This window comes from Pontibacter brevis (genome assembly GCF_054779655.1).
Genome location: NZ_BAAGXV010000025.1, coordinates 42,144 through 68,453 on the forward strand (window position 1 = coordinate 42,144; position 26,310 = coordinate 68,453).

The 26,310-nt window shown below is 48.8% G+C and carries 24 protein-coding genes; 9 read left to right on the forward strand and 15 right to left on the reverse strand.

The genetic code is table 11. From position 1 onward, the window contains the following. Nucleotides 1-55 precede the first annotated feature (55 nt). On the forward strand, nt 56-1,510 hold the full coding sequence (locus ACYVB1_RS06810; protein WP_460922020.1) for a phytoene desaturase family protein: 1,455 nt from the start codon (nt 56-58) through the stop codon (nt 1,508-1,510). Nucleotides 1,511-1,550: 40 nt separating this feature from the next. Here the strand turns inward: ACYVB1_RS06810 and ACYVB1_RS06815 are convergent, their stop codons facing one another. Next, nucleotides 1,551-1,970 (reverse strand): nuclease A inhibitor family protein, encoded by a 420-nt coding sequence (locus tag ACYVB1_RS06815; protein WP_460922022.1) that lies wholly within the window; start codon nt 1,968-1,970, stop codon nt 1,551-1,553. Nucleotides 1,971-2,090: 120 nt separating this feature from the next. Between ACYVB1_RS06815 and ACYVB1_RS06820 the strand changes: the two genes are divergently transcribed. Continuing rightward, a complete protein-coding gene (locus ACYVB1_RS06820; RefSeq protein WP_460922024.1) occupies nt 2,091-2,966 on the forward strand; it encodes an SDR family oxidoreductase in 876 nt (291 codons plus the stop codon). 79 nt (nt 2,967-3,045) lie between these two features. Here ACYVB1_RS06820 and ACYVB1_RS06825 read toward each other — a convergent pair whose 3' ends face one another. From ACYVB1_RS06825 to ACYVB1_RS06860, 8 genes are all read right to left on the reverse strand, one after another. Further along, the gene (locus tag ACYVB1_RS06825; protein ID WP_460922026.1) at nt 3,046-3,654 is read right to left on the reverse strand and encodes a hypothetical protein; all 609 of its coding nucleotides are present in this window, start codon (nt 3,652-3,654) and stop codon (nt 3,046-3,048) included. A 203-nt stretch (nt 3,655-3,857) separates the two neighbouring features. After that, nucleotides 3,858-4,493, reverse strand: a complete 636-nt coding sequence (locus tag ACYVB1_RS06830) for a hypothetical protein (RefSeq protein WP_460922028.1) — start codon at nt 4,491-4,493, stop codon at nt 3,858-3,860. A 208-nt stretch (nt 4,494-4,701) separates the two neighbouring features. Next, nucleotides 4,702-7,902 carry an efflux RND transporter permease subunit gene (locus tag ACYVB1_RS06835; RefSeq protein WP_460922030.1) on the reverse strand — a complete coding sequence of 1,067 codons (3,201 nt, stop codon included), beginning with the start codon at nt 7,900-7,902 and terminating at the stop codon, nt 4,702-4,704. A 30-nt stretch (nt 7,903-7,932) separates the two neighbouring features. After that, nucleotides 7,933-9,066 carry an efflux RND transporter periplasmic adaptor subunit gene (locus tag ACYVB1_RS06840; RefSeq protein WP_460922032.1) on the reverse strand — a complete coding sequence of 378 codons (1,134 nt, stop codon included), beginning with the start codon at nt 9,064-9,066 and terminating at the stop codon, nt 7,933-7,935. Between the two features lie 20 nt (nt 9,067-9,086). Beyond that, the gene (locus tag ACYVB1_RS06845) at nt 9,087-10,424 is read right to left on the reverse strand and encodes a TolC family protein (RefSeq protein WP_460922034.1); all 1,338 of its coding nucleotides are present in this window, start codon (nt 10,422-10,424) and stop codon (nt 9,087-9,089) included. 206 nt (nt 10,425-10,630) lie between these two features. Continuing rightward, entirely contained in the window at nt 10,631-11,203 is a 573-nt protein-coding gene (locus ACYVB1_RS06850; protein WP_460922036.1) for a TetR/AcrR family transcriptional regulator, read from the reverse strand. Nucleotides 11,204-11,446: 243 nt separating this feature from the next. Further along, entirely contained in the window at nt 11,447-11,725 is a 279-nt protein-coding gene (locus ACYVB1_RS06855) for a hypothetical protein (RefSeq protein WP_460922038.1), read from the reverse strand. A gap of 329 nt (nt 11,726-12,054) precedes the next feature. Then, entirely contained in the window at nt 12,055-12,507 is a 453-nt protein-coding gene (locus tag ACYVB1_RS06860) for a YkvA family protein (protein ID WP_460922040.1), read from the reverse strand. 214 nt (nt 12,508-12,721) lie between these two features. Between ACYVB1_RS06860 and ACYVB1_RS06865 the strand changes: the two genes are divergently transcribed. Together ACYVB1_RS06865 and ACYVB1_RS06870 are read left to right on the forward strand one after the other, a co-directional pair. Beyond that, a complete protein-coding gene (locus tag ACYVB1_RS06865; protein ID WP_460922042.1) occupies nt 12,722-13,276 on the forward strand; it encodes an SRPBCC family protein in 555 nt (184 codons plus the stop codon). An 8-nt stretch (nt 13,277-13,284) separates the two neighbouring features. Continuing rightward, nucleotides 13,285-13,818 carry a DinB family protein gene (locus ACYVB1_RS06870; RefSeq protein WP_460922044.1) on the forward strand — a complete coding sequence of 178 codons (534 nt, stop codon included), beginning with the start codon at nt 13,285-13,287 and terminating at the stop codon, nt 13,816-13,818. A gap of 297 nt (nt 13,819-14,115) precedes the next feature. Here the strand turns inward: ACYVB1_RS06870 and ACYVB1_RS06875 are convergent, their stop codons facing one another. Continuing rightward, nucleotides 14,116-15,504 (reverse strand): PhoH family protein, encoded by a 1,389-nt coding sequence (locus ACYVB1_RS06875; protein ID WP_460922376.1) that lies wholly within the window; start codon nt 15,502-15,504, stop codon nt 14,116-14,118. A gap of 336 nt (nt 15,505-15,840) precedes the next feature. On the opposite strand from ACYVB1_RS06875, the gene ACYVB1_RS06880 reads away from it, so the two are divergent. Then, entirely contained in the window at nt 15,841-16,311 is a 471-nt protein-coding gene (locus ACYVB1_RS06880; protein WP_460922046.1) for a toxin-antitoxin system YwqK family antitoxin, read from the forward strand. Here ACYVB1_RS06880 and ACYVB1_RS06885 read toward each other — a convergent pair. The 3 genes from ACYVB1_RS06885 to ACYVB1_RS06895 all read right to left on the reverse strand — a co-directional run bounded on the left by ACYVB1_RS06885 (nt 16,308) and on the right by ACYVB1_RS06895 (nt 18,270). After that, nucleotides 16,308-16,928, reverse strand: coding sequence for an AlbA family DNA-binding domain-containing protein (locus tag ACYVB1_RS06885; protein WP_460922048.1), 621 nt, complete (start codon nt 16,926-16,928; stop codon nt 16,308-16,310). The two genes, ACYVB1_RS06880 and ACYVB1_RS06885, sit on opposite strands and share 4 nt — an antisense overlap. 339 nt (nt 16,929-17,267) lie before the next feature. Further along, entirely contained in the window at nt 17,268-17,639 is a 372-nt protein-coding gene (locus ACYVB1_RS06890; RefSeq protein ID WP_460922050.1) for a DUF3127 domain-containing protein, read from the reverse strand. Nucleotides 17,640-17,811: 172 nt separating this feature from the next. Further along, on the reverse strand, nt 17,812-18,270 hold the full coding sequence (locus ACYVB1_RS06895) for a DUF2267 domain-containing protein (protein ID WP_460922052.1): 459 nt from the start codon (nt 18,268-18,270) through the stop codon (nt 17,812-17,814). Nucleotides 18,271-18,658: 388 nt separating this feature from the next. Here ACYVB1_RS06895 and ACYVB1_RS06900 point away from each other — a divergent pair, with 388 nt between their 5' ends. Continuing rightward, nucleotides 18,659-19,597: an isoaspartyl peptidase/L-asparaginase family protein gene (locus ACYVB1_RS06900; RefSeq protein ID WP_460922054.1), complete on the forward strand. Its 939-nt coding sequence runs from the start codon at nt 18,659-18,661 to the stop codon at nt 19,595-19,597. 67 nt (nt 19,598-19,664) lie between these two features. Here the strand turns inward: ACYVB1_RS06900 and ACYVB1_RS06905 are convergent, their stop codons facing one another. Beyond that, on the reverse strand, nt 19,665-20,555 hold the full coding sequence (locus ACYVB1_RS06905) for a cyanophycinase (RefSeq protein WP_460922056.1): 891 nt from the start codon (nt 20,553-20,555) through the stop codon (nt 19,665-19,667). Nucleotides 20,556-20,882: 327 nt separating this feature from the next. Here ACYVB1_RS06905 and ACYVB1_RS06910 point away from each other — a divergent pair, with 327 nt between their 5' ends. Beyond that, entirely contained in the window at nt 20,883-21,374 is a 492-nt protein-coding gene (locus tag ACYVB1_RS06910) for a YciE/YciF ferroxidase family protein (RefSeq protein WP_460922058.1), read from the forward strand. Nucleotides 21,375-21,515: 141 nt separating this feature from the next. On the opposite strand, the gene ACYVB1_RS06915 is transcribed toward ACYVB1_RS06910, so the two are convergent. Next, nucleotides 21,516-23,414, reverse strand: coding sequence for a M1 family metallopeptidase (locus ACYVB1_RS06915; protein ID WP_460922060.1), 1,899 nt, complete (start codon nt 23,412-23,414; stop codon nt 21,516-21,518). Nucleotides 23,415-23,772: 358 nt separating this feature from the next. On the opposite strand from ACYVB1_RS06915, the gene ACYVB1_RS06920 reads away from it, so the two are divergent. Both ACYVB1_RS06920 and ACYVB1_RS06925 read left to right on the forward strand, forming a co-directional pair. Next, nucleotides 23,773-25,518 carry a L,D-transpeptidase family protein gene (locus ACYVB1_RS06920; RefSeq protein WP_460922062.1) on the forward strand — a complete coding sequence of 582 codons (1,746 nt, stop codon included), beginning with the start codon at nt 23,773-23,775 and terminating at the stop codon, nt 25,516-25,518. Nucleotides 25,519-25,660: 142 nt separating this feature from the next. Continuing rightward, a complete protein-coding gene (locus tag ACYVB1_RS06925; protein ID WP_460922064.1) occupies nt 25,661-26,203 on the forward strand; it encodes a plastocyanin/azurin family copper-binding protein in 543 nt (180 codons plus the stop codon). Nucleotides 26,204-26,310: the final 107 nt, after the last annotated feature.

Sequence of the window (26,310 nt, forward strand, 5' to 3'; positions counted from 1 at the left end):
TGTTGTTTAACAGAACGATGCAGCCAGAACATGTACTGTGTAAAGTAAAGCATAAATGAACTATGATGTCGTGCTAATTGGCTCCGGGTTTGGCTCGCTTTCAGCGGCTGCGCTGCTGGCAAAGCGGGGACTGAAGGTAGGGGTGCTGGAGCAGGCGAAGTATCCTGGAGGCAGTTCTTCCTCTTTCAAGCGAAAGGGCTACTGGTTTGAGACGGGTGCTACGACGCTTGTGGGGCTGGATGAACACATGCCCCTGCGTTATCTGCTGCAAAAAACTGGCATCACGTTTCCTTTGCTTCGACTCGAGCCGCCAATGCAGGTACACCTGCCCAACGGGGAAATACTGACACGGTACGGGAACTTGGAAGAGTGGATTTTGGAAGCGGAGCGGGTGTTTGGCAAACAGAACCAGCGGCCTTTCTGGGAGCACTGTAACAAAATAAGCCAGCAGGTATGGCGCACATCGCTGCAGCAACGCAGCTTTCCTTACTCCAGCCTCCAGGACGTTCTATTGTCAGCTGTCCGTGCACGTCCCTCTCAACTACAGCTCCTGCCGGGCGCTTTCCGGACAATGGAGAACATGCTGCGCCATTACGATCTGCTGCAGCACAAGCTTTTCGTGGACTTTGTAAATGATCAGCTGCTGATAACGGCTCAGAATAAACTGGAAGAAGTGAATCAGCTATTCGGGGCGACAGCGCTCTGCTATACCCTGTACAGCAACTACTATGTGCCTGGTGGGCTCATCAACTTGATTAAATCCGTGGTCACGTATATTACCCAGCAAGGATCTGAGGTGCTGTATGGGCAACAGGTGCAGCGGGTTACAGTGGAGAAAAACGGGTACGTGACAGAGACAAACAAAGGCAGTTTTAAAAGCAGGTTCGTTATCAGTGGTGTGCCGCTGAACAATACCCTGCAGCTGTTTGAAGATAAGAAGACACGGCAGCGGCTACAAAAATATGTGATGCCATCCGAAATGCTCAATGGAGCCTTTACCATGGGGCTTGTGCTGAAGGAGCGGGATGCGCCGGAGGTACTGCATCACCAGGTGCATGTGCCGGAAGGGCTTCCTTTTATCGGCAGTAAAAGCATTTTTATAAGCTTCAGCCATCCGAGAGACAACCACCGGGCACCAGCAGGAGGGGTGGTTGCCAGCATCAGTACGCATGTGCAGCATCCTGAGCAAAAAGTGATAAAGGACAAAGCTGTAATTGAAACTGCTATCGTAAATGCCCTGGTAAAGCAGGGGCTGATACATAAAGAGAACATTGCGTATCAGCAGTCAGCCACCCCCGGAGCCTGGATATTCTGGACCCGGCGCGCGTATGGTGCTGTTGGCGGCTACCCGCAGTACCGCCACATAAAGCCCTGGCAAATGAAAGATGCCCGCCTCGACCACAGGGGCGCCTATCTTTGCGGCGACACCGTGTATCCGGGGCAGGGCATTGTAGGCGTCTGCCTCAGCGGCATTATTGCCGCCGGCAAACTGGTGCAGGACCATTATTGAATTTGTTTAGATAAATTTATAAAAGAGGGCTGCCTGCGGTTTAATCGACAGAAGATTCATCATGCACTACCATGGTACGCAGGCCGGCATAGTCACCGTTTTCTGTTTTGCCGATGATGAAAACCTGGCTCCCGATTTCTGTTATCATATATACTTTTACGTCCTCTAAAAGCTCGTTCAGCTTGGATTTCAGCATCTGGTAACGCTTTTCGTTTGTCTCACCCTTGTTTCTGGCGTCTGCCGAAACACCGCCCATTTCCTGGAAAAACTCGTCCAGCTCCCATGTCTTCACGTCCATGCCTACAGCTTCTCCAGTCCATTCCGTTAGTTTATCTGTCGAAAACTCCTCGTCCTCTTCAAGCTCCCTGTAAAAAAACTCGAAAGGTGCTTCCACATCACTTTTCATCAACAGGCCATCTATTGTCTGCTTCAGTTCTTCTTTCAATCTTTCTTTGTCCATAAAATATGCGCTTTCTATATTATTGATACTTTTCTATTCAAATTCAGAGCTATTGTTATCTTTATATCCATCTCTCAGCGGCAGCTTTTCTTCCGCTTTAACCCTTATACGAATAAAACTATGCTGAAAGCAGAACCTATGTTAAAAGAAGGAGCCCTGAAAGGCAAAACCATACTTGTTACAGGTGGTGGTACGGGACTGGGCCGCTCTATGGTAAAATATTTTTTAGAACTTGGTGCCAATGCCATTATCTGCAGCCGGAAAATGGAGGTGCTGGAGCAAACGGCTAAAGAACTGGGGCAGGAGACAGGAGGCCGGATCTTACCTGTTGCCTGTGATGTGCGCAAGTACAATGAGATTGAGGCTATGCTGCAGCTTGCTCTGAATGAATTCGGGAAAATTGATGTGCTGGTAAATAATGCGGCAGGTAATTTTGTTAGCCCTACCGAGCGCCTGAGCCACAAAGCTTTTGACGTGATTACGGACATTGTGCTGAAAGGCAGCTACAACTGCACACTTGCCCTGGGCAAGCACTGGATAGAGCAAAAGCAGGAAGCTGCCATTCTGAATATTGTGACCACTTATGCCTGGACCGGCTCCGGCTATGTGGTCCCTTCTGCCTGCGCCAAGGCAGGCGTACTGGCCTTAACGCGTTCGCTGGCATCAGAGTGGGCCAAATACGGCATCCGCTCTAATGCTGTCGCCCCGGGCCCTTTCCCGACAGAAGGGGCCTGGACCCGCCTTTTCCCGAAGCAGCTGGCAGATAAGCTGGACCCGGTGAAGCGCATTCCGGTAGGCCGTTTTGGAGAGCACCAGGAGCTGGCTAACCTGGCGGCTTACCTCGTGTCAGACTATGCCGCTTTCGTTAATGGAGAGGTGGTGACAATAGATGGAGGTGAGTGGCTGCACGGCGCCGGCGAGTTCAACTCCTTCGACCAGATACCGCAGGAGATGTGGGATGCGATGGAAAAGCAAATGCGGGGGAAAGGACAGTAGTTGTTCCTGCTGTGATACCAATCAAAAAGCCCCTGCTTTCTGGCAAGGGCTTTTTATTCTGTTTTCAACACATCTTCTTTTACTGTGCCATCATAAGCACCAACGCGAGGTTGACGCCCAGTCCAACGCCCCAGTAAGACCATACTTTGCCGGACTTAATTTTGCGGGAGCGCTGCACATAGCCGTTTCTATAGTCTGGGTTACTCATTAGCTCGTGGCTGGGGAAATCCAGGTTTTTATCTTTTGGCGGGGTACTAGAGCAGGCAATGGCTGGTATAAGCCCCACTAGCGGTGAGAGGAGGCTGGTAACAAGGGTACCGGTGCGGGCTCCTTTGTAGCCATCGTAGTAAACACCGGCATCCTGCTGGCCCTGTGCATACAGGTTAGCGCTGGTGGCTAACCTTGCGGGCGCTGCAACTATTGCGGTTTGCTCCTGTTGCACGCTGCTTTCTGTATCAAAGGTTTCCTTTGTGTTGTCTTCGTACTGAATCAGAAGTATTTCCGCTTTGGCTAAGGTGTAGGTTGGGCCCTCCAGCCTCTCGAAATGCTTGTATTTTACTTCATCAAGAGTTATTTCCAGCACCTTTGCCTTCAGGCTTTCACCGGTTTTTTTGGTAATAACGTCCTGCGCCTGCATTACCTGCAGCGAAGAGAGAAACAAGACTAAAGGAAGAAAAAAATTTTTCATACGGCTGAATGGCTTTTGGTTAAATGGCTGTGATAATTTGGTTCTAATGTATGATATTTCCAATAATAAGTCTATAGCTATATAAAAATTTATTTTTAAAAATGATTTTCTTTTTCCGTTACAGGAAGTAAGCAGCTTTGGGCGAAAGAGAGGCATTAAAAATACTCTGCTGTATTGGAAAAGGCTTTTGAATCTGCCATGGTTTAGCTGTTGCTGATGAGCAGGATGGCAATCAGGTTGGCTCCTAAGCCGATTCCCCAGTTTTTCCATACCTTGCCTGATTTGATCTTACGGGCACTCTTGCGATAACCTGAGGCATAATCCGGCTGCTGCAAAAGCTGTATATCCGGAGCATCGAGGTTATGCGTTTTAGGAGGAGTGGAAGAGGTGCCGATGGCAGGCACAATTGCCACCAAAGGCGATAGCAAGCTTGTGATCAGTACGGCTGTACCAGCAGACTTATAGCCGTCATAATACGTGATGGCGTCTGTCTGGCCCTGGTTATAAAGCTGCACCGCCGAGGCAGTGGAAACAGTGGGTACTCTTGCAAGCAAGGGGTCTGATTTAGTGGATGCTGTAGCTTTTGCCAGTGCAAGGTCAGTCAGTTCAAAAACCTCACTTGTTTTATCCTCATACTGGATTATTGCCACATCAACTTTAGGAACCACATAAGTAGGCCCCTGCTGGTTTCTGAAGAGTTTGTACCTGATTTCGGTATTGGAAATCTCCAGTACTTTTGCCTCTACTTTTTCACCCGTCCGTTTGATCACTATGTCCTGTGCCTGTACCAGTTGCCAGGAGATAAGGCAGGATAAAACAAAAAGTAATGTTGCTTTCATAGGCTTGTTCTGTTAGGAATGATTAAAATATAAAAACTCAAATATAGCAGAGATGGTATTGTTAGCCAATATATTTATAGCTTATGTTATATATTAATTATAAGCCCGGCCCGGACCTACTAAACTGTGGCTTCAGCCACGCAATGCAAACAAGAAGCCCCGGCTGGAGTGGCCGGGGCTTCTTGTTTTGTAATAAGGAGGTTCTAAATTAAGCGTGCGGGTTGACATAAGCCGGATCTCCGCCTTCGTCCTCTTCCGGCCTGTAGTTCTCACGCAGCCTGGCAAGCCCTTTTCTGCCATAGGCCACTCTTGTAATGATGACGTACAGCACCGGCACCACAAAAATAGCAAGGAAGGTTGCCGCCAGCATACCCCCGATGACAACCCAACCGATTGTCTGGCGAGAGACGGCTCCGGCACCGGTGGCCATTGCAAGCGGAACCACCCCCAGTATAAAGGCCAGGGAGGTCATGATAATGGGGCGAAGGCGCAGCTTCACGGCTTCAATGGTAGCCTCAACCAGCTCCATTCCGCGGTCTACACGCTCCTTGGCAAACTCGACTATCAGAATGGCATTTTTAGCAGCCAGGCCGATCAGGGTAATCATACCAATCTGGGCATACACGTTGTTATCCAGCCTTGGCAGGAGCGTCAGGGCCAGGATGGCGCCAAACATCCCCAGCGGAATGGCAAACAGGATAGAGAACGGCACCGACCAGCTTTCATAAAGCGCAGCCAGGAGCAAAAGCACCAGTATAATAGAAAGCGAGAAGATGTAAACGGTACTGTTTCCCGCGGCCAGTTCTTCGCGGCTAAGGCCGGAGAAATCGTATCCATAACCTGCTGGCAGTACCTCTGCAGCCACTTCCTCCAGGGCCGTTAAAGCCTGGCCACTGCTGTAACCGGGTGCTGCGGAACCCATTACCTCCGCAGAGCGGAACAGGTTGTAGTGCGATATCACGGCTGCATTCTCCACCACTTTGTGAGTTACCAGTGCGCTTAGTGGCACAGATTCGCCCTGCCCGTTCATCACGTAATATTGGTTCAGGCTCTGGATGTCCATGCGGTAAGCGGTGTCAGCCTGTGCTACTACGCGGAAGTTCCGGCCGTAGCGGGTGAAGTCGTTCACATAGCGGCTGCCCATCAGCGAAGACATGGTCGCATAGATGTCTGCAATGTTTACTCCCAGTTGTTTCGCCTTTTCCCGGTTTACCTCCACATGGTAGCCTGGTGTGCGGGTGTTGAAGAAACTGTAAGCCCTGGCAATTTCCGGGCGCTGGTTTACTGCTCCGATAAACTGACCAAGTACCGCTTCAAACTGCTTCAGGTCGCCACCTCCGGCGCGTTGTTCCAGCATAAAGCTGAAACCACCCGAGTTACCAAGTCCCGGGATGGCTGGTGGAGCTACCACCACCACGTTTGCTTCTTTCATGACAGCAAGCCGCTGGTTCAGGGTGGCCATTACGCCGGCTAGCTGCTCTTCTTCATTCTCTCTTTCGGACCAGGGGTGCAGCTGCACGAAAATGGTACCGCTGTTTGATTTAAAGGAAAAGTTAATAGCATTCAGGCCGCCAATAGCTGTATAATTTTTGATGGCAGGGATATCGGCCATAATCTTACCCATTTCGGCCAGTACAGCTTCTGTTCTGGTGGCGGAGGAACCCTCCGGTAATTCAATCGACACAAACACACGTCCTTCGTCTTCTGTCGGGATAAAGCCTGTTGGCTTCGTGGCAAACAAGCCAACCGTACCCACATACAAACATACCAGAAGCACCAGTACGAGTGGGGCAGCTTTAATACCTCTGCGCACGCCACCTGAATAAGATTCTGTTGTTCTGGCAAACCAGTTGTTAAACTTGTAAAAGAACTTGTTCAGTCCTCGTGAATTCTTGTTTACGTTCATTGGCTTGAGCATCATCGAGCACAAAGCCGGGGTAAGCGTAAGTGCCACAAAAGCCGAGATAAGAACCGAGATGGCAATGGTGATGGCGAACTGCTGGTACAGCCGGCCCACTATACCCGGAATAAAGCCCACCGGGATAAATACAGCCGCCAGGATAAGCGCAATGGCAATAACCGGCGCCGTGATATCTTTCATGGCCTTACGGGTTGCCTCTTTGGCTGATATTTTCTCATGGTCAATATAGTGCTGCACCGCTTCCACCACCACAATGGCGTCGTCCACCACAATACCAATGGCCAGTACGAAACCAAACAAGGTGAGCGTGTTGATGGTGAACCCTAGTGGAATAAAGAAAACGAACGTGCCAATAATAGAAACCGGAATGGCCAAAATAGGTATTAGCGTGGCCCGCCAGCTTTGCAGGAACAGGAAGACCACAATGATTACGAGGATGAGTGCCTCTATGAGTGTATGTACAACCTCATTGATAGACACCTGCACCACAGACACCGTCTCGAAAGATACCACATAATCTACGTCGGCAGGGAAGGAGGCCTTCAGGTCTGCAAGCGTGGCGTACACACCTTCGGCTGTTTCCAGTGCATTACTTCCAGGAGCCTGGTACATCAGCAGGATGGCTGAAGGCTTACCGTTGATGGTAGCGGATCTTCCGTAGTCAAACCTGCCAAACTCAATCCTGGCTACATCGCGCAGGTACACAATAGAACCATCGGTTGGGTTGGTGCGCACCACGATGTTTTCAAATTCTTCCTGGGTAGCCAGGCGGCCGGTCACCGTGATGGGATACTGAAACGCCTGTGTATCGTACTGCGGCTTGGCACCCACCGTACCGGCGGCTACCTGCAGGTTTTGCTCCTGTATGGCACCGGTTACTTCACGGGCACTGATGCTGTACTGGGCGAGCATGTCTGGTTTCAGCCAGACGCGCATACTGAAATCCTGCCCCAGTGCATTGATGTCTCCTACACCGTTCACACGCAAGAGAGCGTCTCGCACGAAGATGTTCGTGTAGTTGTCCAGGTACTCAATATTGTGTGTGCCGTTCGGCGAGAAAATGCCCACCACCATCATGATACTGGGGTTTCGCTTGCGTACTGTTACCCCCAAGCGCCTTACTTCCTCTGGTAGGCTGGGCTCTGCAATACTGGCACGGTTTTGAACATCCAGCGTGGCAATGTCAATGTCGGTGCCCACTTCGAAGGTCACACTCATGTTCATCTGGCCATTGCTGGTGTTGGTGGAGGTAATGTAGGACATACCCGGTGTACCGTTAATCTGTGTTTCCACAGGGGTAGCCACTGTTTGCTCTACCGTCTGCGCATCGGCACCGGTATAGATGGCCGACACGGACACCACAGGAGGGGAAATATCCGGGTATTGTGTAACAGGCAGGTTCATCATGGCCAGCACACCCACCAGCACGATCACAATGGAGATGACGATGGAGGTGACGGGCCTTTTTATAAATACATCTGATATCATGTTTCTGACGAAAGTATTTCTAGACTAAGATTATCTGGTGGCAGCAGCTTGAGGTGTTTCAGGAGCACCCGTTTGTATTTTTGCACCCTGGCGCAACCGCTGGATGCCCTCTACAACAATGGTATTGCCCTGCTCCAGGCCTTCGCGCACGACCACATCTGTTCCGAACCGGGTGCCCAGCGTTACGTTCTGCTGGTTAACAGAATCCCCCTGCACCACATACACATAATACTCTCCCAACTGCTCTGTTACTGCCCGGAAAGGAATAACCAGTTGCTCGCCGATGTCCTGGTTCAGGACGCGCACGGTCACGCTCATGCCGGGTATCAGGGTGCGGTCCCTGTTCGGGAACTGCAAACGGACAGTGGTGGTGCCTGTCTGGCGGCCAATGGCGCGGTCGATGGCGATAATTTTCCCAGGATAAGGGTATTCTGTCTGGTTGTTAAGCATGATCGTGAACAGGGAATCCGGCTGCTGCCCTTGCATCAGCAGGTTAAAGCGGCCTATTTCCTGCTGATTTATCACAAAGTCGACGGCAATGGGGTCAGTAGAGGAAATCGTGTTCAGGAGGGGCTGCCCCGGCGATACCTGCGCACCTACTCTTACCTGCGAAATCCCGATGGTTCCATCAAAAGGAGCCGTGATGGTGGAATAACCCAGGTCAGTGGCAGCACTTCTTACCTGGGCCTCTGCCGCGGCTACCTGCGCGCGGGCTGTCTCCACATCCGTGCGGGCGTAATCTACCTGCTGCCGGGCTATGGCTTCACGCTCGGCCAGCCTTTCATAGCGTTCCAGATCTTTCTGCACCCTGGCCAGGTTTGCCCGCGCACTCTGCAGGTTTGCCTGTGCCTGCTGGTAGGTCGACTGGTATTTGGTCCTGTCTATCTCATAAAGTTTCTGACCTTTTGTTACGCGCTGGCCATCCTGTACATAGTAGTTGGTGATATATCCGGATACCTGCGGACGAAGCTCCACCTCCTGCAGGGGCACAACAGTGCCGGGGTAGGTGTCGGTGCCTGTTACGCTTTCTTCTGTTACTTTGTATGTGTTGACAGGTACAGCGGCGGCTGCAGGGTTCTGTTGCTGTGGGGCTTCGCCACCACATGATACAAGCACCAGCGGCCCGAAAATGGCAGCCAATAGCCATGGTGAATTCCTTTTCATTATGATAGAGGTTGCTGTTTTTATCTGATTATGTCTATGTTACCTAATGCTCTCTGGTAGTCTAGCTTGCTGGAGAGCACATTGTAAAGGGCATTGTAGTAGTTCAGCTGGGTGGATCTGAGGTCTGTCTCTGCCACTACCAGTTCTATGTAAGCTTTTATGCCTTCTTCGTACTGCAACTGGATGATGTCGTACACTTCCTGGGCTGCCTCCAGGTTATTTCGGAGTGTTAACCACTCGTAATAATCGCTTTTGTAATTAGCTAAAGCAGTCTGGTATTCCGTATTGATTACTCTGCGGGTGTTTTCTGCCTCCACCTCAAGGCGCTGCTCCTCCAGTTGGGCAGCCTTTATGTTCTGCAGCCTTCTGCCGCCCTGAAAAAGGGGTAAGGCAATCTGCAGCCCCACTGCCGATGTAGGAAAAGCCTGGTTGTAAAGGTCAGACAGCTGATTGCTGAAATAGAGCGAGTTGTAGTTGATAAAGGCTGATGCCGTAGGCAGGAAATTCCACTTATGGAAACTGGTGTTCAGGTGCAGCAGTTGCTGCTGTGCCTGTAGCTGCTGCAGCTCCACGCGGTTAGCAAAATCAATTATCTCTGTGGTGTCCACCAGCACTGCCTGCTGCATGGTCGCATAGTCAAAATTGAGTTGGATTTCAGACTCCACTGGCAGGCCCATGAGCTGTTTCAGGTAAGCCTCCTTGGCCGCAATGGCCTGCTGCGCCCTGTTCCGGTCGCTGCGGATATTGGCAAGTGTAATAGAAGCGCGCTGGTAATCCGTTTTATCGACAAGGCCTACTTCAAACCGGCTGCGTGCATCGTTGTATTGCCTTTCCTGGCGGGCCACGTTCTCGTTCAGTATTCTGATTTGTTCCATCGTCAGCAGCACATCGTAAAATGCCTTACTTACCACTACCACCGTATTGATTTTTGTGTTGGTGGTGTTCAGGTCCAGCTGCTGCCTCGTGAAGCGCGCTGCACGGGAGGCAAGTAGTAGCTGGCTACTGAATATCGTCTGGTTTGCCTGTAGCAGCACATTAGAGGTATAGTTTCTGCCCAGGGTGATAACCTGGTCTCCAAAAGGCTGTTGCTGTAGCTTCAGGTTTTTGGTGCCGCCATATCCAACGGATACCTGCGGAAACCAGCCTGCAAGCTCTGCTTTTATCTCCCTTTCCCCGATGGCTTCGTCCAACACAGCCTGTTCTACTGCTGCTCTGTTCTGTAAAGCAAAATCTATACACTCCTGCAGCGTGAGGGCCTGCGGTGTGGTATCCGCTGCCGTATTGCCTTGTGCCAGCAGGAGAGTGGGGTAGAGCAGGCACCCCAGCAGCAAAGGCTTTAGTCTTGATGTCAAATTCATGAAAAGATGCGGTAAAGTATAATGTCAGATTCAGGTAAACAGAGCGCCTGGATGTGTAGCGGTCCTGGCCCAGGAAAGCCTTTTGTAGAAGATTTTTTCATAGTTTAATATGTGGCGTGTGTTTAAACATTGTTTAAAACAGATCAAACAGATGGTTGTTTGTTTTCATTGTGGCGGTTTCTTATAACTGCCAAAGATGCAAAAGTTTAACGTACCGACATACCATCCCACAGGATCTGAATAATTTGTCTCAGCTCTTCCTCTTCAAGGGTGATTTTGCCATGCCTGTACACCTTTGCCGTGGAGATAATGCTGCCATGCGTCAGCACCCCTAGAATTTCCGGGTTTACTGGCCGGAGGCACCCTTGCGCAATGCCGACTTCAAAGAAGCGATACATTAGTTTGTGAAACTCATCCTGTCTTGCCTCTGCCATTTTCGTGATGTAAGGAGAGTTTACAAACTGCTCAAAGAAGCGCAGCACATTCGGTTTCCTGATATAAAAGTTGTACAGGCTCATCCAGAAGGTGAAGAACCGCTCCTGGTACGGGAGGGCCTCATTGTCCCCCGATTGCACAGCCTCTATGGTTTGCTGCTTCACATAGCTGTACAGCTCACAGATCAGGCGCTCCTTGCTGTCAAAGTAATGGTAAATCGTGCCTGCGGCCACACCGGCTTCTTTGGCGACCATACTCATCGGTGTGCCATGGAAACCGTTCTCCTTCACCAGCTCTAAAGTGCTTTCTAAAATAGCTTTTTTCTTATCTGCTATGGGTTCCATCCCGGATTTATTTCAATTGAATGTTCATTCGGTCGGCAAAGGTAGGTTTAATTCTGTAAAAGCATCACAGAGTGCAGGTAATTTTTTATTTCCAGGGTACACTGGCTGGCAGTGAAAAGCGGGTGCTGGCTCTGGAAAATGATAAATCGGGGTGAGTTATGCTGCGCGGATGGGAGGGACAGGACATAAAAAAAGAGGTAAGCAAATGCTACCTCTTTTTTTCTTTTAGATCTTTTGATGTGCTTATTTATCTCTTTCGTAACCAGCCAGCTTGATCATCTTATTGTAGTTACCTAACAGTAAAAACGATGGAGCCCACTGTCCTACGAATAGCGCTTCTTCATCCTTCTTCAGAATTTTCAGTGTTGCAGAAACAGCCATGGAACCCAATGCAGCCCACAAGAAGATATCTGATGGTAATTTAGAAGTATATTTCTCAATGGCTGCTGCCACTGGTCCTTCGTTATGCTCCGGGTTTACTCTATCTGCTTTGTCTTTCAAATCTTTTGCTGAATTTTCCATAGTGTTATTTTGGTTTTATAATTATTCTTTAACCTTGAGAAACGAATAATTAGTGCTATAGTTTAGAATTTCTATTTTAAAATTTAATTAAAGCCTCCTGTGCCATAAAAACAGGGGGCTCACAGGGAGATTTTGCGCGTTAAAAGCCTGCTGGGAGTGTCTTCTGACAAGAACGGGCTTTACTTTGTTAAAACTGAACCGGATGCTCTCTGTCGCTTTATCCCTCTAAGGGTAAAAAAAGGCAACCCCTGGTGCAGGGGACCGCCTTTTATCTTCAGCAGGTAGCGTTGCCCGCAGAAGGGTTGCTTCCATCTTTTTTATCTGGCAACTTATAGAGAGCCGATACGGGTATGATCGAAGTTAGTATCCGCTTCCCACTGTCTGAACTTAATAATTTCAGTCTGGAAGGCATCTATAAACCACGCCATCAGGCTTAAGTCGTCCAATAAACCGATTACAGGTATAAAGTCTGGTATAATATCAATAGGGGTGACCAGGTATAGCAGCACAGCTACGCCAATCAGTAAGGATTTGCTGGACACATTACGGTACTCCCCGTTGATGTAAGATTTTACCAGCCGGATAAACGTGAACATAAATTCTTTAAGTTGTTCAAAGCCATTTTTATTACTGTCTACGTCCACTAATTTGCCATAGGCAGAGGTTAGAAGTAACCCTATCTTTGCCGGTTTCCCAAGCAGCCGGCCGGACTTGCCCAGGATTCTTTTAAAAATCGGGTTCTGTGAGTACTTCAATCCTTTATGTATCCAGTCGTTCAGCATATGTTTTATTGTTGGTTTTGAATAAATTTATTTACACTCTACGTGAGTAGTGCCATTAAGGCTGCCTCGGTTACCAGACCTGCTGCCAGAGGATGCGCCATGACGAAAAAAATATATACAATATTGCTTGGTTCCTATATAAAAGCTCCTTTAAATTGGGTTAATTTACTCCTCCCTATTAGAAAGTTCGGAAACATTTAAATTTAGTTTCTTTATGAAGCTGCTCACGATCGTGTTTTTATCGCTGCTAGTTTTAACAGCGGCTTTGGCTGGTGCTTCATATTTACTTCCAACGCAGTTGGAGGTGCGGCAAAGCATCGTCCTGTCTGCCCCTCTCGAAGAAGTATATGCCCACCTGAACAACCCGATGGAATGGGAAAAATGGACTGGGGTGAACAAGCAGGCTGACCCCAGCATGATTTACCTTTACGGGGGGCCTATGACGGGTACTGGAGCCCGTATGCAGTGGAGCGGAGATAAGGTGGGAAACAGGCAGGTTGTCTTTACTGAAAGCATCAGCCCTAATACGCTCCTCTACCTCGAAACCGGCGACGATGACACCAGCAGACTGGAAGGCTCCTTTACCCTGGCAGCAGTAACGGGAGGTACGGAGCTTGTCTGGCAACAGCATGCTTCCTATGGGAACAAACCCTGGGAAAGGCTCCATTGCATGCTGAAGACGTATAAAAAGCAGGATGAGGCGGAAAAAGGACTGCTGGGCCTGAAAACATTACTTTTGAATAGCAGTAAGAAGAAAGAGTTGAAGTAGACAAGCACATGAGGATTGCGATTAACAGGCCTACTGTAGCAGAATACCCGGATTACTACCAGGGGTACATGAGCCTTCTGCCAGAGAGGGATATTTTTTATATACTGGAGAAGCAGGCAGCTGACCTGCGTTATATGTTCAGGAACATTTCGGATGAACGAGCAGAAGAAGCTTATGCCGAGGGAAAATGGACGATGAAGGAACTATTGCAGCACCTCATTGATTCGGAGCGTATCTTCGGCTACCGTGCGCTATGCTTCAGCCGGGGAGAGGAAGCTTCATTGCCTGGTTGGGACGAAGGGAAATATGTCTACAACTCCTTTGCCAACATCCGCTCCCTCGAAAGCCTGCTCGACGAGTATGAACTGACAAGGCGTTCAAACATGGCGATGTTCCGCAGTTTTACCTCTGGGATAATGGATAACTATGGCGTTGCGAATGGACGGAAAATGTCTTTGCGCGGCCTTATACATGTTATAGCAGCACATGAGTTGCACCACATGAATATATTACAAACCAGGTACCTAAAGCAAACAAAGTAACAGGAGGAAAATGTTTTTTTAGTGTTTCTCTAATTCTCATTTTGTCCTGTTTATTGCCGCTGTTGGTGTTGTCATTTGCCGTTGTTGGTGAAAACACCAATAACGGCGTTAAAAGGCAGTAGGGCATAAAGCAAGTATTAAGAAGCAAACAATCTATCAGGAAGAGGAGGAACTGTTTCCAGTCTTTTGCAGGTCCCGAAAGGTTCGGCCTCTTCCAGAGCTTGTTGGTTAAATCAGGAAACAGAAAGCCCTGCATTAATGTGAACGCAGGGCTTTCTGTTAATGATAAAAAACCGGCTACAACAGCTCGTTTGCCAGGTTGGCCAGTTCTGACCGTTCTCCTTTCAGCAGCGTGATGTGCGCATAGAGCGGGTGGTTCTTGGCACGGTCTATCAGGTAGGAGAGGCCATTACTCTGGGAGTCAAGGTAAGGCGTGTCTATCTGGTAAACATCCCCGGTGAACACAATTTTCGTATTTTCGCCCGCTCTCGAAATAATGGTCTTCACTTCGTGCGGGGTGAGGTTTTGCGCCTCGTCTACAATAAAAACGATGTTTGACAAACTGCGTCCCCGAATATAAGCCAGCGGCGTTATCATCAGCTTCTCCAGATCCACCATGTCCCGTATCTTCTGGTATTCCTTACTTGTTTCGGAGAATTGGTTCTGAATGTACTTCAGGTTATCCCACAGGGGCTCCATGTATGGGTTAAGCTTTGATTTGATGTCGCCGGGCAGGTAGCCGATGTCCTTGTTGCTTAACGGCACCACAGGGCGGGCAAGGTAAATCTGTTTGTACTCCCGGCGCTGCTCAATGGCAGAAGCAAGTGCCAGCAGGGTCTTGCCTGTACCCGCTACTCCCTGTATGGTTACAAGCTTGATGTTCGGGTTCAGCAGGGCATGGATGGCAAAGGCCTGTTCTGCGTTGCGGGGTTTCACGCCAAATGCAGTGAACTTGTCCACCCGCTCCATCTTCTTTTCTGCGGCGTTATAAAAAGCTAAAATAGAGTTTTTAAAGCTCTTCAGGATAAAGTAATGGTTGTCAGTAGGAGCATGCTCCAGCGCTTTGTCAGGCTCACACGCGCCTTTCTCATACAGTTCGTTTATAACAGTTGAAGAGACGTCTTCAATGGTATCATTGCCAGTATAAAGCCCGGCTACATCCTGTATCTTACCTGTCTCATAGTCTTCGGCAGTGATATTGAGAGCCCGCGCTTTCAGCCGCAGGTTAATGTCTTTTGTTACCAGCACAATTTTGTTATCCGGCTTCTCCTGTTTCAGGGATAAGGCAGCATTCAGAATGCGGTGGTCGTTTTTATCCCCGAAAATGGCCAGGGCATCAATTTCAGACGACTCATCCATCAGGACTTTAAAATAGCCCTTGTTTTTGCCGTTCAAAGGGAGCCATTCCTGCAGTCTGTGCTCGGCAGACAATTTGTCAATGAAGCGGATAAATTCTCTGGCTTCAAAGTTCTTAATGTCATTGCCCTTTTTGAAGTTGTCCAGCTCCTCCAGTACGGTGATGGGAATGGCCACATCGTGTTCTTGGAAGTTCTGGATGGCGCTATGGTCGTACAGGATAACAGAAGTGTCCAGCACGAAAATCTTGCGGGTAGTGGTGTCTGTTGCTTTAGGTTTTGCTTTAGTCTTGCTTGTTTTAGAGGTGGTGCTGGATTTGGTTACTTTCATACTGCCAGCGGTGGCAGTGGGCGATTTGGTAGTGCTTGCCATAGGCTTTGGGCTAAGGGTGAAAACTGAAATGCTTTTTCTACTCCACAATGCTCCTGTTTTGTCACGGTTAACACTGCTGTTTACGTGACAAAATAAAGTGAGGCTACACGCTGTACAGGTTTCGCATGCGTCAACTGTACAGCAGTAGTATATTACATCTAAAGAAGAGAATATACAAGCTTAATTTTCAATACTTTAGTCCGACAATGCAGGTATAACTAATTATTTAGTTGATTAAATAAATTTAGTAACTCCTGTTTTGAAAGTGGTTGTTTCCTCATAAACTTTCTTCTCATGCGCCACTGCATCTTTGTCATATTCCTGCTGCTGCCTCTGCTCGGGCAGGCAAAGGAAAATCCGAAAGGGACATGGCCTTTCAGGTCAAATCAGTTCGACAAACAGGGCCGTTATCATGGCCGCTGGAAAGTATACATCAACGACGGCAAGTCCCTGATTCGGAACGGGCGGTTTAAGCATGGGAGAGAAATAGGGAAGTGGCGTTACTATTACCCAGGTGGTCAGCTGATGATGACGGAGCGCTACAGGCGCAACCTGGATTATATAAACGTGAAGCGGTACCGGGAGGATGGAACCCTGGAAAAAACGGGTAGGGCAAAGCGGGTGGAGGATGACAGGAAAGTGCAGTACTTCTGGTTTGGCGAATGGAAAGTGTATGCGGCAAATGGTGCATACTCCCACTCAGCATATTACGAAAAAGGAAACCTTATGTGGGAGTATGTGTCTTCTGAAATTCAGGGTAATTAACTTAGGGTATAATATTCTTCTTTTTCTTTGTCGTGCAGGCGCAGGTAGCCGTGTATCACCAGCTTTACGAGAGTGCGGTAGGCACGTCGCTCTGAGAGATTTGCTAACTTCATGTATTGTTTCAGCGTGATGCGGGGGCTTAGCTGCAGATAGCCTAGCACTGCATTTTCATGCCGGTTTAGTGGCAGGCGCTCAAACTGCTCCGGCTCCTGCGCCAGCACCTTGTCTACCATTTTGCTTGTCTGCACGCTGGTGTCTTTCACACGCACAAATCCCCGCCAGTCATCTTCTTTTACCTTAGCGAAGTGCGGTTTAACAGTGCTCTCCGGAATAATTACTTTCAATACAATGCGGCGGTCTTCCTCCACTTCCTCATACTGCACCTGCACCGGAGGATCACAGTAAAAGTCGGCTGCCTGTTGTAAGATGTGCTTCTCTTCTTCGGGATCGATGCCGGAAATTGTGCCGTTGTCTTTCACCCCAATCAAAATGACACCACCCCGGGTGTTGGCAAAGGAAACGAGGGTGCGGGCAATTTTTTCTGGTTGCTTTACCCGTTGCTTAAAATCAACGGTTTCGTTTTCGCCCTGCAAAATCAGGCGCTGTAGTTCGTCCATAGGTTTGGGAGGTGCTGTGCATATAAACTGATGTCCGAAAATTTTGTTCTGCTGCGAAAGCAGGTAATCGAAATATAAACTTCCGGAAAGCTTACACTTATTATTTAACTCAACAACTGTTTTTTCAAAAACCGTGCTACATTTAATGTTATGATTTTTATAGCAGGGATTATCAGGTTTTGCAAAAGGCTATGCTATAAGTGTTTAGTATAGGAAATCGTGATATGGCACCCGCTTTGTTTTTGTTTTTTTTTGGAAATAAGCAGGCAGCAAGACAGAAAAAATGACATAAAAAAAAGCGGGCCCTAAAGCCCGCTTTTAGATTATATAATCTCTTTCTTAGAAAGGTAAGTCGTTGTCTGCGTCGCTGCTGTAGAAAGAAGGAGCATCCTGCTGCATTGGGGCTCCACCAGGTGCGCCAGGAGTGCTGCCACCTGCTGGCTCCATTCTCCAGGCCTGCAGGTTGGTGAAGTACATGGTAGTGCCGTTTTTAGTAAAAGGCTTGCCGGTCAGGTTAAAAGTTACCTTTACCTCATCGCCATTCTTGTATGCATCTAACAGGCTGCACTTATCCTGCGTTAACTGAAACTTTACATACTGTGTGTACGAGCCATCCGGAATCTCCAGCACGAATTCGCGCTTCTTAAACTTATCACTTACCTGTTGCTCCTCAAACTTTTCGTACAGTTTACCTTGGATATCAAACGACATAATTTTTTATTTAAATAGGTTATCTTGATTAGAACAAAGATAACGATTTTTCCCCTAATGCAGGTCCAGAAAATGACTTGAAAATCTATATTTTCACCAGCATGCTTCTTCTGCCGGGAGAGCTGTGCTGGGTATGTTTATTCCCAACAGTGCTCCAGCGGCTACACAGCTTTTAGTGATTGCTTTCTACTTCTACCGGGAACAAGTCTCTGATTTCTTCCGGCACCTGCTTGGCTATGTGTTCCAGTTGCCCTTCAGATAAGTAGCGTGTGCCAAGGGAGGTAAGTACCATCTTGATCAGGTCTTCTGTAGACTGCCCCCAGTCAAACTGTCGTTCCCCAATCTTTGCCTGTTCCTGCTTTACAGCGTTCTTAAACTCTTCAATGCTGTCAAACTTAAGTGGCTTTTCCCTGTATTTCCATTGCTCTACATATATCCCTTTCAGGAACATAGGAAGCTGCTCCAGCAGATTAAGAGATTCACTGATGGTGATACGTTCCCTCAACGTGTGTAGCACGGCTCTAAGCAAAATCGCTGTCTGCCCTTTTTCCTCCGGGTGTCCCAGGTCAGCTGCCAGGGTATTTAAATACTCTTTTCCTTCTTGTGCGAATTTATCAAAATTAATTGCCATAGTTTTATCTCTGATTTAAAGTTAAACATAGTACTAGTCCTGATCTTCAGGTCTTTATACTTTTGCAACGGATGTGTATTTACTAGGTTTAGCAGAGACAAAGCATCTTCAAATTCTCTGAAATAATTTCTATTCATTCTCTCCTGTCTCAAATTGCAGCCCTGATTTTCTTATGCTTCATGAAGTAGAAAAACTACCGGAATCTTTTGCTGTCTCTTTTGAATGCCTTTGATTCTGATACATTCCGTTCGCGGCTGCCTGCTATTTTCTAAACGCTTTGTCCTGGAAGCTTAATCAGTATATTTGGCGCAGACTTCATGCTGTTGCTTTAAACAGCCGGAGTTGGAAAGGCGTACAGGGTACAGGAACAAAACACTCACTTCAGCCTATGAACAATTTAGCCATCGCCATTCATGGAGGAGCAGGCACCATCACCAGGGCATCTCTTACGCCAGAGCAGGAGAAAGCTTACAAAGCCGCGCTGAAAGAGGCTGTAGAAATTGGTTATAAACTTCTGCAGCAAGGGAAGCCCGCTTTGGATGCTGTAGAACAAGCAGTTATAAACCTTGAAGACAACCCCTTGTTTAATGCTGGTCGTGGTTCTGTTTTCTCAAAAGAAGGAAGGCATGAGATGGATGCGGCCATCATGTGTGGTAAAACCCTAGAGGCTGGCGCAATAGCGGGTGTGCAGGGGATAAAGAACCCAGTTAAACTGGCGCGGGCCGTTATACAGCACTCTGACCATGTGATGCTAAGTGGTTACGGGGCAGAAGAGTTTGCCCGCAACCATGGCTTTGACTTTGCTCCCGAATCATACTTCTTCAACGCTTACCGGTACAGGCAATGGAGCGAGGTTCGCGACTCAAACATCTTTATGCTCGACCACTCTGAGCAGAAGGAGGAAAAATTTGGCACTGTAGGAGCTGTTGCCATTGATGGCGACGGCAATGTGGCGGCTGCCACTTCTACCGGGGGCATGACGAACAAGCGCTATAACCGCATAGGAGATACCCCTATCATCGGAGCCGGTACTTATGCCAATAATAAAACCTGTGCTGTTTCCTGTACCGGACACGGCGAGTACTTTATGCGTGCCGTGGTGGCTTATGATGTTTCCTGCCTCATGGAGTACAAGGGCTACACCCTGCAGCAAGCCTGCGACGAAGTGGTGCTGGACAAGCTGGTGAAGTTCGGAGGAGAAGGTGGGCTGATAGCTGTGAATGCAGCAGGGGAGGTGGCGCTGCCATTCAACTCAGAAGGCATGTACCGGGCCAGCAAGCAAAAACAGGAAGATAGTTTTGTAGGGATATACAAGGAGATGGTTTAACTGCCCCTTTGGAAGGGTGCAGACAAAACAGCCTCATTTTAGCCGGGAGCTTTATGCTTCTCTGCAGCTACTTTGCTTCCTGCAGCTGGTCGTGGAAGTAATCTTCTTCGCTTTTAAAGAAACGGCGGGAGTTGAAATCATATATGTTCCCTTTCGCGAGAACTTGCATGACCATGTTACTGATAGCAACAGGACGGCCTTTCTCTACCTCATGCACGTTTGTATATTGTACCTCGTGGCCATCTACCACCACCACCAGGTTGGAACCTATGGTTTCAATGATATGGCCCTCTGTTAGAAGCACTCCCGTGTCTTCACCTAAACCGATGCCTACTGTTTTGGGATGCGTCACGACCGCTTCCATCAAGCGGCCAAAACGGCCTCTCACCACAAAATGTGTGTCAATAATAACCCCGTCTATCAGGTTCAGTCCTTCGCCTATCTTTACAGACCCGCGCAACAGCGATTCAGGTGCGCTTCCGCCTTTGATCATTATCCGCGACATCGCCATGGCGCCGGCACTGGTACCCGCTATTGTAAAATTCTCGTTCCAGTAGCGGTACTTCAGCACCTCCAGGATTTCTGTGTTCAGGAACATGCGTGTAATGCGGGATTGGTCGCCGCCGCTGAACATGACACCATCTGCCTTTTTAATCCGGTCCAGGTAAACCGGGTCATGGGCATCTTCCTCCTGGCGAATGTGCATCAGGTTCACATGCTCTACTCCCAAAATACCGAAGGCGCTCAGGTAGCGTTCCCCCACCTCTTCCGGTATCATGGAGGCTGTGGTGATGACTTCTATATGCGGCTTCTTCTCCGGGATCTCCTGCAGAAAGCGCTTTAAGATACCCAGCTCGAAAAAGTCTAGGTAATACTTCTTCTTTGACCGGGGGTTGGGGTAGGTGCCCTTGTCTTCGTTTCCGCCAATTGCAATGAGTTTTCCTTTGGGTTTGTCCACGGGTGCTGTTGTTGTTGATCTTTTAATAAGGAGCATGCAAGTTACAAAACACGCTGCCGTCCCCATAAAGATTACCGCTTTTAATGAAAATCGTTTCATGAATTGCGCATTGGGCTGCAGGAGGGCTGGCAGCCATTGCCTTCCATTTATTCTATAGTTCCCTATTCATGTATATAAATTAATTTATATTGATAGCTGGCCTGGTGAAAAATATGAGATATTTAGTTAATAAAAAATCATATATTAAAACTCCGGAAGGGGTGTGTCGTATAGGATGTACAGTAGGCTGACAAGCCACGATTTTTTAACGCGAAACCTTTTCAAGCTATGAAACTTAACAATTTAGAAGACCTTTTAATCCACGAGTTAAAAGACATTTACAGTGCGGAAAAACAGATAACGAAGGCGCTGCCTAAAATGATGAAAGCGACCTCTTCTGACAAACTGAAGCAGGCTTTCCAGGACCACCTGGAAATGACCGAGAAGCAGATAGAGCGCCTGGATGGTGTTTTTGAAACGCTTGGCAAAAAGGCAACAGGAGAGAAATGCCTTGCTATGGAAGGCATCATCAAAGAAGCAGAATCTATGATGAGTGAGCGTGCAGACGAAAGTGTAATGGATGCCGCCCTTATTGCCAGTGCACAAAGAGTAGAGCACTATGAGATTGCTGCCTATGGTACTGTATGTGCGTATGCGAAGCAACTAGGCATGAAAGATGTATTGAAGCAGCTGACAACTACTCTTGAAGAAGAGAAGAAGACAGACGAACTGCTTACTAAAATTGCAGAGCAGGCTATCAACACGAAAGCCGAGAAATAAGACAGAGCCTTCTGAAATGACATAAGAAGGGCTCTGTACCTTCGCCTGGCTTAACCAGCAGGTAAGAAGGTAACAGAGCTTTACAAGCAAACTTAAAAAAAGAGGGGCAGCTATACTTTAGCTGCCCCTCTCTTTTTGCTTCTATTTCAGCAGTTCATCTAAGGTGACGGTTGAAACGGCATGGTAGTTTGGCCTGGCTTTGGCATAGATAGCCAGGGCCTTTTTCTTTCCTTCCGGTGTCTTTATCAGTTCTTTGTAAATAGGCACCAGGAATTTACGGCGGCCAACATTGGTCAGGAAAGTGTTCAGTGCCTGGTCAGCTGTGGTGTAGTTGTTCCGGATGGCATGCAGGAACCAGGCGGCCAGCACCTCCGCATTGCCTGAGTTAGTGAAGTTGAAGGCCTTGTCCAGCTCGGCCAGTTGCTGCTGCGTCATCTGATCCGGCAGCATCCGGATGAAGTGCAGCCATTCGTGGCTCGACCAGCCCTTAGTAGTTAACTGTGCGGCCGGTTTTCCGCTTTGCCAGCTCCGGAAGGCTTCCTCTACTTCTGCGAAGCGGGTGGAAGTGGGTTTCACAAAGTCGGCTGGCAGGCCAGGAGAGAACACCCAGCCCTCCACGTTTATCTGTTGCGCCAGCTGCTCATCTCCTTTTATCAGCTCTGTACGCAGGAAGTTCAGGAACTTGCTTGTATTCGTGCTCTGAAAGGCAAAGGTGCTGAAGTAACTGTTCAGGAAAGCATCAAACCGCTCCCGGCCAACGGCTCGCTCTATGTTCTGCAAAAAGAAGTTTCCTTTTTCATAGGCAATGTCTGTGAGGCCTTCATCCGGGTCGCGTCCTTCCAGGTCAAGTTTCAGGCGGGTGTCTTCGCTGCCGGCACCCAAGTCGTTGAGGGTATTGGTAAGGTCCTGATAGCCCAGCACATGCAGCATGTCGGCGTACTCCATGCCGTAAAGCTCTTCCATGATCCGCCGCTCAAAATACACCGTAAAGCCTTCGTTCAGCCAGAAGTCGTTCCAGGTGCCGTTGGTAACCAGGTTGCCGCTCCAGCTGTGGGCCAGTTCATGCGCAATCAGGCTGGTGAGGGAGCGGTCTTTTGCCAGCACGGTAGGTGTCACAAAGGTCAGGCGCGGGTTTTCCATACCGCCAAAAGGGAAAGAGGGCGGCAGCACCAGCAGGTCGTAGCGGCCCCAGCGGTATTTGCCGTACAGTTTCTCTGCCGCTGCCAGCATCTTGTCCATTTCTGCAAATTCATAGGCAGCGGCCTCAATGGTCTGTGGCTCGGCATATATGCCCGTCTGTGGTCCTATTTCGTGGAACGTCAGGTCACCTACCGACAGGGCCATGAGGTAGGATGGGATAGGCTGCTTCATTTCGAAGGTGTAGGTGCCGGTGCTGTTTTTCTCTGTCGGGTTCTCTGCACTCATCACGGCCAGCAGTTCCTTCGGCACTTTTACCCTTGCCGCATAGGTAATCCGGATGCCGGGGCTGTCCTGGATCGGAATCCAGGTGCGGGCCAGGATGGCTTGCGACTGCGTGAATAGGAAGGGGTGCTGCTTACAAGCGGTCTGCTGTGGGTTCAGCCACTGCAGGGCTGCTGCCTTCGGCGAGGTGCTGTACTGGATGGTCACCTTCCTGGTGTCCGGCTTTATTTGCACGAGCAGCGGCTGCCCAAGCGTTTCGTTGCCTTCTCCCAGGCGGAAGGTGGTTTCTTCCATACCGTCCCCTAAAAATACCTTCTCAACCTGCAGGTTACGGGTGTCGAAAACAATCTGGTCGGTACCGGTTTTGTTTTCGATCTGGTACGCGGCACGGCCGCTCAGCACTTTCCGGTCAAAATCAACCGCAATGTCCAGGTCCAGGTGTTTCGCTACTGCCTCTGCGGGCCTGGCATAGCTGTGTACATCATCAGGGGCTGCTTCTGCAGCTCGTTGTTCTTTTGTCATCGTCATGTTCTCGTTAGAGGGTTGGGTGGAGCAGGAGGCAAGCTGCAGGCTTCCTGCCATACCCAGCCCAAGTAAGCAACGGAGGTATACGTTCATTTTAGCGCGCTATGTCGTTTAGGTGTAAGATAGGTAATAATGCCAAAGGAGAAAAACAGAAGTAGCCGCCGCAGGGAGGGGATAACCTACTGCCAAAACTTCTTTTACACAAGTGTTGTTATTATGTTAAGTCTGTAGCGTATACAGTAGTATAACATGGGCTGAAAAGGCTAATTCAGGCAGCGGGAAACCTCTGCAGAACATTTTGTGCTGATTTGAAGTACATAGGGGTGAAGCGCCTGTTTTAAACAATTAAGCCGCTTTCGATTGTATTATTCTGATATAGTTGTAGGATTAACTCCTGCATTTCTTAAAACAGGAACAATTACAAAGCGCATTAACCAACTAAATCTAAAAAATGAACCCTTACCTCTATAAATACCTGGCTGTTCCGCTTTGTGCCCTAGTGGGTGTGGTGGCCATGAATGGTTGTAACCAGTCCTCTTCCGATGGGTCCGATGGCGACGGAATAGCATCCGGCCTGTTTGGCGGCAAAGAGCTGCCTCAGGCTACCACAGACAGCCTTTTTGTGCGAAACTATATTGACAAAGAGCCGGAATTCAAGGAGCACGAAGACTACATGTTCCTGTTTTATGGGGACCGAGATTATAACCTGGCCTGGTTCCGGGACAATAAACTGGTGCCTGAAACAGAGAAGTTTCTGTCTGTTATAGAAAGCGCTGAAAAAGAAGGGCTGAATCCGGCCAAATACCGCATCGTGGACATCGATAAAATGATTGAGGAGTACGAGCAGATGAAGTCCGGTGACTCTGCCCGGCTTGCGCTGCAACAGGAAATTGATGTGGCACTGACCGCCTCTTACTTCAACTATGCCTCCGACTTTTACCGGGGCCGGTTTAACCCGCAGCTGGTGGGCAACAACAGCTGGGATGTAAAGAAAAATAAAATCAAGCTGCATAAGACCCTCCAGACGATTTTACGCGAGCGGGAGAGTACGTACCCTTATTACGAATTTGAAGCGCTCCATGCGGGCTATACACGGCTGAGGGACAAGCTCCAGGAGTACCGTAAACTGGAGGAAGAGGGAGGATGGCCCAAAATAGAATTAGGAAGTAAAAAAATGCTGAAGGAGGGAGACACGCATGCCGCTGTGCTGACCCTTCGCAAGCGCCTGAACCCCGACAAGGAATATCCGCAAAACGATTCTTCGCTGTATGTCTATGACGCTAATCTGGCCAGGCAGGTAAAGCAGTTTCAGATGCTGCACGGCCTGAAAGAGGACGGCGTTGTAGGCGGGAATACCCTCACTACCATGAATGTGCCGGTGGAGGACCGTATCCGGCAGATAACCATTAACATGGAGCGCTGGCGCTGGATCCCGAAGCGCCTGGTGCCCAAGAGCCTGGATCAGAAATACATATGGGTGAATATACCGGAGTATAAAATGTATATCTACGAAGACCCTGATAATGATCCGGAAGCTGAAAGGGAATATGAGAAGGTGATGGATATGCGTGTCATCGTTGGTAAAACCATGCACTCCACTCCAATATTCAGCGATAAGCTGGAGTATGTGGTGATGGCTCCCTACTGGAATGTGCCGAATACGATCATGGCTGCCGAAATCAAGCCTAAGATGCTGAGCAACCCGGGCTGGCTTGCGTCTCAGAACATGGAGGTGGTAACAAAAGAGAAAAACCCCAGAACTGTTTCGCCTTATAGCATTGACTGGGCGAGCGTAACGGAGGAGAACTTCCAGTACCGCGTGCGCCAGAAGCCGGGGCCGAAGAACTCCCTGGGTATGATTAAGTTCCTGTTCCCGAATGAGTATGCCGTTTACCTGCACGATACTCCTGCCGATGCTCTTTTCAGCCAGACCAACCGTGACTTCAGCCATGGTTGTGTGCGCGTGGAGTATCCTGTGGAGTTAGCGAAGTATCTCCTGAAGGATCAGCCGGAGTGGACCGAATCCAAAATCAGGAGTACCATGACGGGCAGTGAGGAAACCTGGGTTACCTTACCAACCAGGGTACAGGTGTACATTGTTTACTTTACCAGCTGGGTAGATGAGAAGGGGCAAATACACTTCCGCGAGGATATCTACGGCCACGATAAAAAACTGGAGCAGGAGTACTTTGGGTAAACAGGGAAACTATACCAACCCTTTCACGGATGGCCGCGTCACTGAAGCATAGGTGGCAACAGCTATTTAGCCAAACCCTGAAATGTTATGATACTGAGGTAGCGGAGGCGGAAGAGCATTGGTGCTACAAAACAAAGATTGAATGAAAAGATATTTTTTAAATGGTGGCCTCATCGCAGGCTGCCTGTTTCTCTGGAACTGTAATCCAGTTGACACGACAGCAAAGGAGGTGCCTGTCGCATCTGAAGCAAGTGCTGAAGAGGGTGCTGCTCCTCTTGTAGAAGCGCCGGATTCCACATTGCAGCCAACGCAGGAACTTACCCTGCATGCCATCGGGAACACCCTCGATGAGATAGCTTATAAGGAAGATACACTTGAAGTTAAAGCCGAAGCGTTGGTGAACTTAACGTTTATCAACGAGGGTGTGGATATGCCTATGATGCATAATGTAGTGTTCACAGCTCCGGGCACCTTTAAACAGGTGGCCCTGGCCGCTGCAGAAGTTGGCGCTTCTGGTAATTATGTGCCGGAAAGTCCGGCCGTGATTGCGGCATCACCCCTGGCACTGCCGGGGCAAACGGTAGAACTTGAGTTTATGGCTCCCTCCAAGCCAGGAGCCTATGAATTTGTGTGCACTTACCCCGACCATTGGCATAAAATGCATGGGACATTGCTGGTGAAGTAAACGTATACTGATTTTTTTATAAGGCCAGCAGGGGATTGCTTTAAGCATAAGCTCCTGCTGGCCTTTTTATTTCCCTCTCTTTTTTTCAAAGAATCTTTATCCGGATG

Bases quoted from the DNA above. Each gene is read 5' to 3' on its own strand.
- ACYVB1_RS06810 (WP_460922020.1), top strand. From the start codon at position 56: ATGAACTATGATGTCGTGCTAATTGGCTCCGGGTTTGGCTCGCTTTCA.
- ACYVB1_RS06815 (WP_460922022.1), bottom strand. From the start codon at position 1,970: ATGGACAAAGAAAGATTGAAAGAAGAACTGAAGCAGACAATAGATGGC.
- ACYVB1_RS06820 (WP_460922024.1), top strand. From the start codon at position 2,091: ATGCTGAAAGCAGAACCTATGTTAAAAGAAGGAGCCCTGAAAGGCAAA.
- ACYVB1_RS06825 (WP_460922026.1), bottom strand. From the start codon at position 3,654: ATGAAAAATTTTTTTCTTCCTTTAGTCTTGTTTCTCTCTTCGCTGCAG.
- ACYVB1_RS06830 (WP_460922028.1), bottom strand. From the start codon at position 4,493: ATGAAAGCAACATTACTTTTTGTTTTATCCTGCCTTATCTCCTGGCAA.
- ACYVB1_RS06835 (WP_460922030.1), bottom strand. From the start codon at position 7,902: ATGATATCAGATGTATTTATAAAAAGGCCCGTCACCTCCATCGTCATC.
- ACYVB1_RS06840 (WP_460922032.1), bottom strand. From the start codon at position 9,066: ATGAAAAGGAATTCACCATGGCTATTGGCTGCCATTTTCGGGCCGCTG.
- ACYVB1_RS06845 (WP_460922034.1), bottom strand. From the start codon at position 10,424: ATGAATTTGACATCAAGACTAAAGCCTTTGCTGCTGGGGTGCCTGCTC.
- ACYVB1_RS06850 (WP_460922036.1), bottom strand. From the start codon at position 11,203: ATGGAACCCATAGCAGATAAGAAAAAAGCTATTTTAGAAAGCACTTTA.
- ACYVB1_RS06855 (WP_460922038.1), bottom strand. From the start codon at position 11,725: ATGGAAAATTCAGCAAAAGATTTGAAAGACAAAGCAGATAGAGTAAAC.
- ACYVB1_RS06860 (WP_460922040.1), bottom strand. From the start codon at position 12,507: ATGCTGAACGACTGGATACATAAAGGATTGAAGTACTCACAGAACCCG.
- ACYVB1_RS06865 (WP_460922042.1), top strand. From the start codon at position 12,722: ATGAAGCTGCTCACGATCGTGTTTTTATCGCTGCTAGTTTTAACAGCG.
- ACYVB1_RS06870 (WP_460922044.1), top strand. From the start codon at position 13,285: ATGAGGATTGCGATTAACAGGCCTACTGTAGCAGAATACCCGGATTAC.
- ACYVB1_RS06875 (WP_460922376.1), bottom strand. From the start codon at position 15,504: ATGAAAGTAACCAAATCCAGCACCACCTCTAAAACAAGCAAGACTAAA.
- ACYVB1_RS06880 (WP_460922046.1), top strand. From the start codon at position 15,841: ATGCGCCACTGCATCTTTGTCATATTCCTGCTGCTGCCTCTGCTCGGG.
- ACYVB1_RS06885 (WP_460922048.1), bottom strand. From the start codon at position 16,928: ATGGACGAACTACAGCGCCTGATTTTGCAGGGCGAAAACGAAACCGTT.
- ACYVB1_RS06890 (WP_460922050.1), bottom strand. From the start codon at position 17,639: ATGTCGTTTGATATCCAAGGTAAACTGTACGAAAAGTTTGAGGAGCAA.
- ACYVB1_RS06895 (WP_460922052.1), bottom strand. From the start codon at position 18,270: ATGGCAATTAATTTTGATAAATTCGCACAAGAAGGAAAAGAGTATTTA.
- ACYVB1_RS06900 (WP_460922054.1), top strand. From the start codon at position 18,659: ATGAACAATTTAGCCATCGCCATTCATGGAGGAGCAGGCACCATCACC.
- ACYVB1_RS06910 (WP_460922058.1), top strand. From the start codon at position 20,883: ATGAAACTTAACAATTTAGAAGACCTTTTAATCCACGAGTTAAAAGAC.
- ACYVB1_RS06915 (WP_460922060.1), bottom strand. From the start codon at position 23,414: ATGAACGTATACCTCCGTTGCTTACTTGGGCTGGGTATGGCAGGAAGC.
- ACYVB1_RS06920 (WP_460922062.1), top strand. From the start codon at position 23,773: ATGAACCCTTACCTCTATAAATACCTGGCTGTTCCGCTTTGTGCCCTA.
- ACYVB1_RS06925 (WP_460922064.1), top strand. From the start codon at position 25,661: ATGAAAAGATATTTTTTAAATGGTGGCCTCATCGCAGGCTGCCTGTTT.